7 protein-coding genes and 1 pseudogene are annotated in these 13,084 nt (G+C 43.3%); 5 read left to right on the forward strand and 3 right to left on the reverse strand.

The genetic code is table 11. The features are described from left to right. The first annotated feature begins 13 nt into the window (after positions 1–13). Together KZA12_RS11550 and rplQ are read left to right on the forward strand one after the other, a co-directional pair. Complete coding sequence (locus KZA12_RS11550; RefSeq protein ID WP_216581161.1) at positions 14–1,021, forward strand: DNA-directed RNA polymerase subunit alpha; 1,008 nt, start codon at positions 14–16, stop codon at positions 1,019–1,021. A gap of 19 nt (positions 1,022–1,040) precedes the next feature. Then, complete coding sequence (gene rplQ, locus KZA12_RS11555; protein ID WP_201623024.1) at positions 1,041–1,400, forward strand: 50S ribosomal protein L17; 360 nt, start codon at positions 1,041–1,043, stop codon at positions 1,398–1,400. A 143-nt stretch (positions 1,401–1,543) separates the two neighbouring features. Here the strand turns inward: rplQ and KZA12_RS11560 are convergent, their stop codons facing one another. Continuing rightward, the gene (locus KZA12_RS11560; protein ID WP_201623025.1) at positions 1,544–2,164 is read right to left on the reverse strand and encodes an L-threonylcarbamoyladenylate synthase; all 621 of its coding nucleotides are present in this window, start codon (positions 2,162–2,164) and stop codon (positions 1,544–1,546) included. Between the two features lie 220 nt (positions 2,165–2,384). On the opposite strand from KZA12_RS11560, the gene KZA12_RS11565 reads away from it, so the two are divergent. The 3 genes and pseudogenes from KZA12_RS11565 to KZA12_RS11575 all read left to right on the forward strand — a co-directional run bounded on the left by KZA12_RS11565 (position 2,385) and on the right by KZA12_RS11575 (position 11,041). Continuing rightward, positions 2,385–3,599 (forward strand): IS256 family transposase, encoded by a 1,215-nt coding sequence (locus tag KZA12_RS11565; RefSeq protein ID WP_218690324.1) that lies wholly within the window; start codon positions 2,385–2,387, stop codon positions 3,597–3,599. A 958-nt stretch (positions 3,600–4,557) separates the two neighbouring features. Further along, positions 4,558–10,581 (forward strand): annotated as a pseudogene (locus tag KZA12_RS11570) (ESPR-type extended signal peptide-containing protein); the annotation flags it as partial. 67 nt (positions 10,582–10,648) lie between these two features. Further along, positions 10,649–11,041, forward strand: coding sequence for an outer membrane protein assembly factor BamE (locus KZA12_RS11575; RefSeq protein ID WP_201623027.1), 393 nt, complete (start codon positions 10,649–10,651; stop codon positions 11,039–11,041). Positions 11,042–11,158: 117 nt separating this feature from the next. Here KZA12_RS11575 and KZA12_RS11580 read toward each other — a convergent pair whose 3' ends face one another. Together KZA12_RS11580 and KZA12_RS11585 are read right to left on the reverse strand one after the other, a co-directional pair. After that, on the reverse strand, positions 11,159–11,884 hold the full coding sequence (locus KZA12_RS11580; protein WP_218690326.1) for an elongation factor P hydroxylase: 726 nt from the start codon (positions 11,882–11,884) through the stop codon (positions 11,159–11,161). Between the two features lie 392 nt (positions 11,885–12,276). Continuing rightward, positions 12,277–13,077, reverse strand: coding sequence for a 3-hydroxybutyrate dehydrogenase (locus tag KZA12_RS11585; RefSeq protein ID WP_201623029.1), 801 nt, complete (start codon positions 13,075–13,077; stop codon positions 12,277–12,279). Positions 13,078–13,084 lie beyond the last annotated feature (7 nt).

Genomic DNA, 13,084 nt, shown 5'->3' on the forward strand with positions numbered 1-13,084 from the left:
TCGAGGTGACATCATGATGCTAAATGCAACTGAGTTTCTAACACCAAATGCCATTAACGTGGATACGGTTAATGAAACGATTGCGAAAGTCACGCTCGAACCGTTAGAACGCGGCTTTGGGCATACCTTAGGGAATGCCTTACGTCGCATCTTGTTATCTTCATTACCTGGTGCTGCAGTTATCGAAGCTGAGATTGATGGTGTTGACCATGAATACTCTACGCTCGAAGGATTGCAAGAAGATGTGCTTGATTTGCTTTTGAATTTAAAGGGCTTAGCAATTACTCTTCATGACCAAAATGAAGTATTTTTGACCTTAGACAAACAAGGTCCAGGCATTATCACTGCCGCAGACATCGCTTTGCCGCATAATGTGGACATTATCAATCCAGAATTGGTATTGGGAACATTAAGCGCTCGCGGTCATCTAAAGATGCGTTTGCGTGTGGTTATGGGTCGTGGATATGAGCCAGCAAATCAGCGCCGTGAAGATGGTGACACTAAAGCAATTGGCCGCTTGAAGCTTGATGCAAGCTTTAGCCCAGTGTTACGTGTTGCTTATCAGGTTGAGAACGCACGTGTAGAACAGCGTACCGATCTTGATCGTCTTATCGTCGAACTTGAAACTAACGGCACTATCGATCCAGAAGAAGCAATTCGTAAAGCTGCTACTATTTTACAACAACAGATTTCTATCTTTGTTGACCTAGAAGCTGAAGAAGCGCCTGAGCCTGTGAAAGAAAAAGAAGAGGTTGACCCAGTGCTATTACGCCCTGTGGATGACCTTGAACTAACGGTTCGCTCAGCCAACTGCTTAAAAGCTGAAAACATTTACTATATCGGTGATTTGGTACAGCGTTCAGAGACTGAACTACTAAAAACCCCAAATCTTGGTAAGAAATCATTAACCGAAATCAAGGACGTACTAGCGTCTAAAGATTTAGAGCTCGGTATGCGCCTAGATAACTGGCCACCCGCTGACTTACGTGTTGATGATCGCTTCTCTTATCGTAGCCGTTAAACTTTAAGGATTTTTGACTATGCGCCATCGTAAGAGTGGAGTCAAGCTGGGTCGTACCGGCAGTCATCGTAAAGCAATGTTCCAGAACATGACAAACTCATTATTTGAGCATGAACTGATTAAAACTACATTGCCAAAAGCTAAAGAATTACGCCGTGTTGCTGAGCCATTGATCACTATGGCTAAAGAAGATAGCGTTGCTAACCGTCGTTTGGCTTTTAGCCGTATGCGTAGCAAAGCTATGGTTGGCAAACTATTTGGCACCTTGGGTCCTCGTTACCAAACGCGTCCAGGCGGATATTTACGTATTGTAAAATGCGGTTTCCGTGATGGTGACAATGCACCTATGGCTTATGTAGAGCTAGTTGATCGTGACTAATTCTATAAGCTAAATGTAACATTAATAGTATCTTTGTTATAAAAAAAGCCCCAATTTATTGGAGCTTTTTTTTTGGCTAAAATTTATGGTTTTTATTAGCAATTCCCTCTAAGGCTAACCACAATGCCTTAATTGGCAAACAGTTAGAGCATTAATGCGCTGACGTCAGCGGCACCTTGCCTAATGATTGCCACTTCACCACTAGTCATATCTACAATAGTAGTCAATTTGGTGGTTTTTATACCCACATTGATTAGACCGTCTATCTGATTGCCTAGCAACTCTTCGATGTCATAGGGATCATCGAGTACACCGTCGTGAGTAGGTAATATCAGTGAGCTAGTTAAGATAGGCTCATCCATCGCCGCTAATATTGCCTGAGCAATAGCATTACTTGGTACCCGAATACCAATGGTTTTTTTCTTAGTATGGGCCAGTTTTTTGGGAACATCTTTAGTGGCATTTAAAATAAAAGTAATGGGAGCTGGTGTATGTGCTTTTAGCTGCTTGAATTGGGTGTTATCTACTGCTGCATAGTTAGCAATTTCACTTAAATCACGACATAACAAAGTGAATTGATGCTTATCATCTAATTCACGAATTTGCTTAAGCTTCTCTAGCGCATCTTTTGCCCCTAAACGACAACCAAAAGCATAGCTAGTATCAGTAGGGTAAATGATCAACTTATCATTGCGTAGCATCTCAGCTACTTGTTCAATGAGGCGTTGCTGTGGGTCTTCTGGGTGAATATAGAATGTTTGCATAATGAAACCTTATTTTATGGTTATCAATAATTTCAATGATATTTTATTCTTGGTAAATATAAAGTGCTTGATTCTAAGTTAAGTATAGCTATAAACGCTTATATCATATACAGATATTCGATTAATGATACTAGCAAAGCGTTAAGTAAGTTATACGAAATAGAGAGCCTTTCCTAAAAAGTGTGTAACTGCTTATAATCCACTAACCGGAGAATAAGCAATGACTACTCAATCTGACATTAAAAAACTAGCCGAGCAAATGGCTAGTAGCATGAAAAGCTTCGATGACATCAAAGACTTTCAAAAGCAACTCATGCAATCCTTTATCGATACCGCTCTTGAAGCTGAGATGGAAGACCATCTAGGCTACCCCAAGCATGAGAAGGCAGACAAGCCTAACAAGCGCAATGGACACACTAAAAAGAGGGTCCGTAGCGACACAGGCAATCTTGAGATCTCCACCCCAAGAGACCGTGATAGCAGCTTTGAGCCTGTACTCGTTAGTAAGCATCAAACCCGTATCTCAGGTCTTGATGATAAAATCATATACCTTTACGCCAAGGGTCAAACCACCACTGAGATCGTAGAGAGTATCAAAGAGCTCTATGATGTCGACATCTCAAGCTTTCTTGTCTCAAGGGTTACCGATCACATCATAGACGACATCACCGCTTGGCAGAACCGGCTGCTGAGCAGTGTTTATCCTATCGTCTATTTAGACTGCATTGTCGTTAAAGTACGTCAAGACAAACAGATCATCAACAAGGCTATCTATCTGGCGCTAGGCGTCGGTCTTAATGGTAAAAAAGAGCTGCTTGGCATGTGGTTATCAGAAAATGAAGGGGCTAAGTTCTGGCTTGGCGTACTCACTGAACTACAAAACCGTGGAGTACAAGACATCTTAATCGCCTGTGTCGATGGTCTAAAGGGCTTCCCTGATGCCATTAACACCGTTTACCCCAATGCTCAGGTTCAGCTGTGTATCGTACACATGGTACGTTATTCCATGAAGTTTGTGCCATGGACGGATAAGAAGGCAGTAGCGGCTGATTTAAAGGCCATCTACGGCGCTGATACGCTTGAGATAGCAGAGGCCAATCTTGAGCACTTTGATGAGATATGGGGCAAGAACTATCCACATGTGGTCAAGTCTTGGCGCAGCAACTGGGAGGGCTTAACGGTGTTCTTTGAGTATCCTAAAGACATCAGAAAAGCTATTTATACCACTAATGCTATTGAGTCACTAAACAGCGTGATTCGAACAGCGGTGAATAAGCGTAAGGTGTTCCCGTCTGACCAAGCGGCGTTTAAAGTGGTGTATTTAGCAACTCAGCAGGCGTCCAAGAAGTGGTCAATGCCGATCCGTAACTGGACGTCTGCCCTTAATCGCTTTATGATTATGTTTGATGATCGTATTAGTAAGCATTTAATCTAAATGGCAGTTACACAGAATCTGGGATGGTCTCGAAATAGATTTTATCTTCAGATATTAATTGGTTTGCATTGAATAACTAATTTTAATTAGCAAAGCTTTACAGTCCTCATAGTTTTGATAGTAATAGTTCAGCATTAAGTAGCAAATTCCACAGTTTATCAAGGTGATAAATTAGTTATTAATAACTATAAGTAGCTATCACTCTTATATTGGGCTGCTCTTGCTATTTGTTAAATATTCTTATAGTTCTACGGCCAAAATTACTGCAATAGAACTTAGAGACCAGCTTTTCCTAGGCTAATTTCAATGCCTATATCCTAAATGACCATTACAAGGTAATAGCGTAAATTTTCAATTATTATCTAAAATAAATAATATAAAATAATCGTGTGGATATATTTTAATCGATTATAGTCTATAAATAAAATATAATTCAAGGTAATACAAATGTATCGCTAATATTATATTGTTACTATTATTGAACAATAGTTTATTAATTAACAATACTCTAATCGAGATAAAATGAATACCACCTTAAATAAAAACATAATACTTGTTAATAACCTATGTTAATGATACCAAATTTATAAGACATTTAATTTAGTACTATTTTATTTTTAGATTAAAGTTCGGTTTTTAATTATAGGAAAAAAGGATGTAAAAATCAGTTTATCACCATATTATAGACTTCTGTCTGTTAATGATTGACCGTTTAGGGTGCTCACCATAAAATCTGAAATGTCTATGGTGTTAATGACATAGCAAACAATCTAGTTATGTTGCATTTGAATTGGTACAAGCAGACTCATAGTCGAAATCATGGATTAAGAAGCTGAGTTTATTGATGTTCATAAAAGTATAGCCATGAAAATGGCTTCTTTTATTTACGGTGCTTGGGGAAACTCAGTCAACACTGTTTTTTAAATCCTTGCTTATAGGAAAAAGTATGAACCATATTTATAAAGTGATCTTTTGCAAAGCTACCGGTACATTCGTCGCAGTAGCTGAGTTTGCTCGTGCAAATGGTAAGAAAGGCAGTGGTACAGTAGGGGCGGTAAGCGCTACTTCAGAGGCGGGTTCAGTAAGCCGATATGCGATGGGGTTAAGTGGACTGACAAAACTCTCAGCCGCCATACTCCTATCATTAGGCTTGAATTCTACAGTTTTTGCTGTCGATGCTACTTGTACGGGTCCGGCGAATCAAAATGTAGGTGGTAATGATAGCGAAGTAGCCTGTGGCGAGGGGGCAACTGCTACAGGGACTAATGCTATAGCTATTGGTAAGGGTTCTCAAGCAGTAGGTAACCAAGGTAATATTTCTATAGGTTCAGGATCAACTGCAAATAATAGTAATGGCACTGCTATAGGATTTGGCGCGCAAGTAACAGGAATAAATTCAACGGCAGTAGGTCAAGGCGCCACCGCATCGAATGAACAGACCACTGCTTTTGGTAATGGTGCAAGGGCGACTGGTAATCAAGCCACGGCCATAGGCTCGGCTTCACAAGCTACAGGTGATCAAACCGTCGCGGTAGGGCGTGGTAACGTAGCCGATGCTAATAGAGCGGTGGCATTAGGCTTTTTTGTCAAAGCCAATGGCGCATTCTCCACGGTAGTAGGTAACTCAGCAACAGCATCATCAACTGCAACTCAAGCTGTAGTAATTGGTAGTGGTACTAAAGCCAGTTTGGCCAATACTACTGTAATAGGATCTTCTGCTAGTGCTGAAGGTCAAGCGGGTGATGTTGCCTTAGGTCAGAGCTCTTCAACCGCTGCCGTTAATAATTCTGGCACTTACCGAGTTAACTCTACCATAGGGGCAAATACAGCAGCTGCTATTACTCCAAAGTCCGTGGTGTCAGTAGGATCGGCTGGCAATGAGCGCAGAATTACCAATGTAGCGGCTGCTAACATCAATGCAACTAGTACTGATGCGGTAAATGGCAGTCAGTTGTTTATCACTAGTACTGCTTTAAACGAAGCGGCAAAAGCTACTCAAGATGCTTTAGGCGGCGGTGCAGTGACTAATCCTGCTACTGGTGTTTACACAGCACCTTCTTATACATTAACCAATAATCCAAATGGTGGGGCTGGTAGCACTACGACTAGTAATAATGTCGGTCGCGCTTTAAGTACTTTAGATACGGCAGTGAATCGTAGCATTACTGTGGCAGGTAATAGTGGCAGTACCGCCCAGAAGCTTGGCAGCACGCTGAACATTAGTGGCGGTGCTATGGGCGACTCAAGTAATAGCAACGTGAAGACGGTCGTCACTGACGGCAAAGTTGATATCCAATTGTTAGACGCCCCAACGTTCGCCGGCCAAGTTAAAGCCAATGGCTTTGACGCTAGCGGCGCTAAGATCATCAATGTCCAAGACGGCACAGCGGCTAAAGATGCGGTGAACAGAGGTCAATTAGATGCTTTAGCAACGGCAGGCAAAGCCAACACCGATGCCTTAGGCAACAGCACAGCCACTAACCTTGGCGGCGGTGCTATTTATGATGCAACAACGGGTACTGTTGGTGCCCCGACTTACAGCGTCAACGGTCAAAACAGCAACAATGTTGGCGCCGCTATCAGCGCCTTGGATAAAGGCTTCACGCTACAGACCAATGGTGCTAATGGCGCCGCTATCAAAGCGGGCGATACCGTAGATATCGGTACAGCAGATGCTGAGAACAACTTAGAAGTGGTTAAAACCAACAACACCATCAAGTACAGCCTGAAGAAGAACTTAGATTTAGGCGAGATGGGCAGCGTCACCACGGGTAACACGGTTACGAACAATGCGGGTGTGACTATTGATGACAAAGCGGGCAACGTGACTCAAATGACGGCTGCCGGCACTAACGTCACTGATGGCACCAACACCAGTAACTATGGCGCAGCAGGCAGCACCGTTACCGATGGTACTAATACCACGACTACGGGTCCTACAAGCGTTATGGTCAGCAATGGCACAGATACTAGTACTATTGGCGCAGACAGTATCAGCGCTGGTGGCGCTAACCCTGTGGCAGTCAATGGTAAAGACGGCGTGGTAACCGGTCTAACCAATACCAGCTATGATGAAGCTCAAGTGGTACGTAACCGTGCGGCAACAGAAGGTCAAGTATCCGATGTGGCAAATAGCTTAGGCGACTTGGCTGATACGCCACTGACCTTTACAGGTAATAGTGGCAGTACAGCCCAGAAGCTTGGCAGCACGCTGAACATTAGCGGCGGTGCTACGGGCGACTCAAGTAATAGCAACGTGAAGACGGTCGTCACTGACGGCAAAGTTGATATCCAATTGTTAGACGCCCCAACGTTCGCCGGCCAAGTTAAGGCCAATGGCTTCGATGCTAACAACAACAAGATTGTTAATGTCCAAGATGGCACAGCGGCTAAAGATGCGGTGAACAGAGGTCAATTAGATGCTTTAGCAACGGCAGGCAAAGCCAACACCGATGCCTTAGGCAACAGCACAGCCACTAACCTTGGCGGCGGTGCTATTTATGATGCAACAACGGGTACTGTTAGTGCCCCGATGTACAGCGTCAACGGTCAAAACAGCAACAATGTTGGCGCCGCTATCAGTGCCTTGGATAAAGGCTTCACGCTACAGACCAATGGTGCTAATGGCGCCGCTATCAAAGCGGGCGATACCGTAGATATCGGTACAGCGGATGCTGAGAACAACTTAGAAGTGGTTAAAACCAACAACACCATCAAGTACAGCCTGAAGAAGAACTTAGATTTAGGTGAGACGGGCAGCGTCACCACGGGTAACACCGTCACTAACAATGCGGGTGTGACTATTGATGACAAAGCGGGCAACGTGACTCAAATGACGGCTGCCGGCACTAACGTCACTGATGGCACCAACACCAGTAACTATGGCGCAGCAGGCAGCACCGTTACCGATGGTACGAACACCACGACTACGGGTCCTGCAGGCGTTACGGTCAGCAATGGCACAGATACTAGTACTATTGGCGCAGACAGCATCAGCGCTGGTGGCGCTAACCCTGTGGTAGTCAATGGTAAAGACGGCGTGGTAACCGGTCTAACTAATACCAGCTATGATGAAGCTCAAGTGGTACGTAACCGTGCGGCAACAGAAGGTCAAGTATCCGATGTGGCAAATAGCTTAGGGAATCTGGCTGATACGCCACTGACCTTTACAGGTAATAGTGGCACAACCGCGCAGAAGCTTGGCAGCACGCTGAACATTAGTGGCGGTGCTACGGGCGACTCAAGTAATAGTAACGTGAAGACGGTCGTCACTGACGGCAAAGTTGATATCCAATTGTTAGACGCCCCAACGTTCGCCGGCCAAGTGAAAGCCAATGGCTTCGACGCTAACAACAACAAGATTGTTAATGTGCAAGACGGCACAGCGGCGAAAGATGCGGTGAACAGAGGTCAATTAGATGCTTTAGCAACGGCAGGCAAAGCCAACACCGATGCCTTAGGCAACAGCACAGCCACTAACCTTGGCGGCGGTGCAACGTACGATGATAAGACGGGTACTGTGAGTGCCCCGACTTACAGTGTCAATGGTACTGACAGCAACAATGTTGGCGCCGCTATCAGTGCCTTAGATCAAGGCTTCACCCTACAAACCAATGGTGCTAATGGCGCGGCTATCAAAGCGGGCGATACCGTAGATATCGGTACAGCAGATGCTGAGAACAACTTAGAAGTGGTTAAAACCAACAACACCATCAAGTACAGCCTGAAGAAGAACTTAGATTTAGGCGAGACGGGCAGTGTCACCACGGGCAACACGGTTACGAACAATGCGGGTGTGACTATTGATGACAAAGCGGGCAACGTGACTCAAATGACGGCTGCCGGCACTAACGTCACTGATGGCACCAACACCAGTAACTATGGCGCAGCAGGCAGCACCGTTACCGATGGTACGAACACCTCTACCACTGCGGCGAATGGCATCACGGTCAGTGATCAGACAGGGGCAGGCACTCGCTATGGCTCTGAAGGCTTTAACTTCGTTGATACCAATGGCGATATTATTACCAATGCTCCAAGCATCACCAGAGCAGGTATCAACGCTGGCAACACGGTCATTAAAAATGTCGCAGCAGGCACTGTCGCAAAAGACAGCACAGATGCTATTAACGGTAATCAGTTGTTTGAGACTAATCAAGCTATCGCCAATGCTCAAGGTCAAGCGAATAAAGGCTTTAATATTAGTGCAGATAATGGTACTACAGACAATGTGCAGCTAGGTGACACTGTTAAATACAGTAATACTGACAAAAACTTAGTAGCGACAGTCTATGACAATGGTATCAATTACGATTTAGCTGACGATATCAGTGTTAAGACAGTCACCGCAAATGATCGTAATGGTAACGTAACGGCTCTAACAGCGACAGGGACAACGGTTACTGACGGCATTAACACTAGTAGTTATGGCGCAGCAGGTTCTAGTGTTACGGATGGTACTAATACTACTAATGTTGCAGCTGATAATATAACTGTTGGTGGCGCCAATCCAGTCGTTATAAGTGGTAAAGATGGTAATATCACTGGTCTAACCAATACCAGCTACGATAAGACGCAAGTGGTAGGTAACCGTGCGGCAACAGAAGGTCAAGTATCAGATGTGGCAAACAGCTTAGGGAATCTGGCTGATACACCACTGACCTTTACGGGTAATAGTGGCACTACAGCACAGAAGCTTGGCAGCACGCTTAACATCAGCGGCGGTGCTACTGCTGCCGCAAGCAATAGCAATATCAAGACCGTAGTGTCTAATGGCAATATCGATATCCAATTTGTAGACGCTCCGACCTTTACTGGTCAAGTGAAAGCTAACGGCTTCGACGCTAGTGGCGCTAAGATTATTAATATTGCTAATGGAACTGCTGCCAATGATGCAGTCAATAAAGGCCAGTTGGATGCTATTGCAAATAGCAATAATGCTAAAAACGATGCTTTGGGCAATAGTACCGCTAATAATTTAGGTGGCGGTTCGAAGTATGACCCAGTCACAGGTCAAGTAACTGCCCCTAATTACAAGGTTCAAGGCGGCGCGCAGAACAATGTGGGCGATGCACTAGATACGCTAGATGGGGCTATTAATAACATCAAAGCTGCTAATGAGTCACTAAGTAATTCGGCAGTACAGTATGATAAAAACGCTGATGGTTCCATTAATAAAGATAGGGTTACTTTAGGTGGCGGTGCTGACGGCACAACTTTAACCAATGTAAAAAATGGTAAAGTTGCTAAAGGTAGTAAAGATGCCATAACTGGTGATCAGCTATTTCAAACTGAGCAGCGAGTTGAAAGCAATACTACTGATATTAATAACTTAAAAAATGATATTAATAATGGTGGAGTTGGTCTTGTGAAGCAAGATGCGATAACTCAGGAGATTAAAGTTGCCGCAGACAAAGGCGGTAATTCAGTCAACATGTCAGGGACAGCTGGTGATCGTACAGTGAGCGGTGTCAAAGCCGGAGCAGTGACCGCTAAGAGTAATGAGGCAGTCAATGGCTCACAATTACATGCAGCCAATACCAATATATCTAATGCTCTAGGTGGTGGTTCTAAAGTAGATGCTAGTGGTAATATTACGGCCCCTAGTTATAGTGTAGCAGGTGAGGCATATACTGATGTTGGTTCTGCTTTAGCGGCAGTCGATAGCGCCTCTCTCAAACGCTTTGACTCTCTAAATAGTAGGATTGATGATGCGTTCTATTACACTAATGACCGTATCGATGAAGTTGAAAAACAAGGCAATGCTGGTATTGCTGCAGCCTTGTCACTTGAGTCTGCGCCATATATTCCAGGTAAGTTCACTTACTCTATAGGAGCAGGTTATCATCGCGGTGAAAATGCCATTGGTGGTTCATTGCGTCGTACAGCTGATAGTGGTCGCTGGAGTCTAACCGGTGGTGTAGCAACAGACTCTGAAGGCGGAGCAAGTGCACGTATCGGTATTAGTGGTGTTATTAACTAGAACTAGAGATATTTTGCAGGTGGTCTAATTATTAGGTCACCTCACCTAATCTATTTGAGAGAAAGTTATGAAAGTAATTTTGAAAGCTGTAATGCTATCAGCTGTACTAGCGTTAACTGCTTGTACCAACGTGTTTATGAATAATTCACAAAAAACACCAGCGTTTTCAGAGGTAGAATATAGTCATCTAAAGGGTTTACCAAATTACGATGTCAGTCAAGTACGTCTGCTCGAAGTTGCACAGCATAAAGACCAAGTCAGACAAATATTGGGTAACCCTCATTTTAATGAAGGTATTTTTAGCCCAAAAGTTTGGAATTATGCCCTTGGGTTGAAACTCTCAGCAAATAACGACTACCAAAACTGTCGTTTGAGAATTGATTTTGATAGAAATAACCGTGTTGAGAAGTTAACTTGGAAAGATCAAGTCTGTGCTGACTTTGTCAATGGTAATATTTAGAAAAATTGTTTATCAGGTTTGATCGAAATCGTTTTAAAATAAAAGAGCTCTCAGTATTCTGAGAGCTCTTTTATTTTGACTAATTTTCATTCTAAGGACTAACAGTATCTTATAAATCTAGCTCTCTAGCTGAAACATTAATAATGCTGCTAATAAAGTCTGCGCATCCCTAGGTAGCGTTTGCGGGTTAGCAATGTAATGTTTAGCCTGTGTATAGACATCATTAGCGAAAGTGCTAGCGCTAGTATCAAAGCTGGCAAATAGATTATCTTGTGATACTTTAAAAGGTTGCTGACAGGCAGTAGTGAATAGACATTCTAACGCTTGAGGTTTGATCTCTACGGACTCAAAAGCTTGTTGCTGAGACTGACTACGGCCATCGGCAGCATACCAATAGCCAAAGTCACTAAGTAGGCGGCGCTTATGACCTGCCACACACCAATGACTTATTTCATGTAGCGCACTGGCAAAAAACCCGTGAGCGAACTCGATACGTGCAGGACTGCTGGCAGTAGCAGGGAAGTACTCAGGCTCATCATCGCCGCGTACCAACTGGACATTTTGCTCAACAAACAAAGCATTAAATAATTCGATTAGCCACTCAGTAGCCAGTGGTTCGTTGTCCAAACTTGATAACGCTGTGTAATTTAGCGATGAGTTGTGAGTTGCTAAAAGCTTTAGATCAATCGCTGGACAAAAGCATAAATCATCAGTGAGTGTAGAGGTTTGGTGTAGACCATGCCTGCTAGTATCTGCTAGCCTATGAAGTTGTTTTAATAATAAAATAGTATTATCGCTAGTTAATAAAGCGGCAAAATCAGGAGTGGTAGTTTTTAATAACATAAAGCCGTAACCTATCCTTATAGCCTTAAATTAACTGCTGTCATTAGTGAAAGTCGTAAAATACTAGCGCAAGTTTCAAGAGGCACTTTCCGTTAGTATGGCAGGCAATATTATACACTTTTTTGATCGTTGAGACCGTTTATGTCAGACCCTAAAGCTAGCATTGCAGCTTTATATATCAGTGAGGGTGAGTCTGTGGCAGTTATTATTGAGATTGCTTAAACTGCAGTCGTATTGAATATTCCTAGTTTCAACCGAATCTTTTATTATGCATAAAATAATTTTTAGTCTAGTCTAACGTTGCTCTTAAAAACAGTCTGATAGATAGCGAACGATAGCCCTTTTGTATTAAAACTTAAAGTTTGCCCATTCACTATTATTTATCTAAAACATTAATTCATAAACCAACCGTGACTGGCAACTATGGATTGTCCGGTGAACACATTGGTTGGAAAAGCGGCTAAAAATAGTGCTAACTGAGCTATGTCATTTACTGTTGTGAACTCTTTATCCACTGTATTTACTAGCATAATATCATTAACTACTGACTCCTCACTAATACCTTTTTCAGCGGCTTGCTGCGGAATTTGTTTTTCAACTAAGGGTGTTTTGACAAATCCAGGGCAGATCACATGCGAACGCACATTATGCTCGGCACCTTCTTTAGCTAGTACGCGGCATAGGCCCAGCAAGCCATGCTTAGCAGTGACATAAGGAGCTTTATACATTGACGCTTCGTGAGAATGTACTGAACCCATATAGATGACGGTACCACCTTTATTATCCTTATACATATGTTCTATAGCGGCTTTAGTGGTCAAAAATGCACCATCTAAGTGAATATTTAGCATCTTTTTCCAGTCGGAGAAAGACATTTTATCAATAGGATTAATAATTTGAATACCAGCGTTAGAAACCAAGATATCAATGCTGCCAAAAGTATCTATTAGCTTTTGCACACCACTATTAACAGCATCCTCAGAAGTCACATCCATCTCAATAGCCAGCGCACGTCCACCAGCAGCTTCAATAGCATCAACCGTGCTTTGCGCCGCATTAATATTTATATCAGCAATGCCAACAGCAGCACCTGCTAGTGCATAGATTTCGGCGATATCGCGTCCGATTCCACTAGCAGAACCCGTAACTAAGGCTACTTTACCAGTCAAGTCTTTCTCTAATAGCGTTGCCATGAACGAT

Source organism: Psychrobacter sp. BF1 (assembly GCF_019279065.1).
Lineage (GTDB): Bacteria > Pseudomonadota > Gammaproteobacteria > Pseudomonadales > Moraxellaceae > Psychrobacter > Psychrobacter urativorans.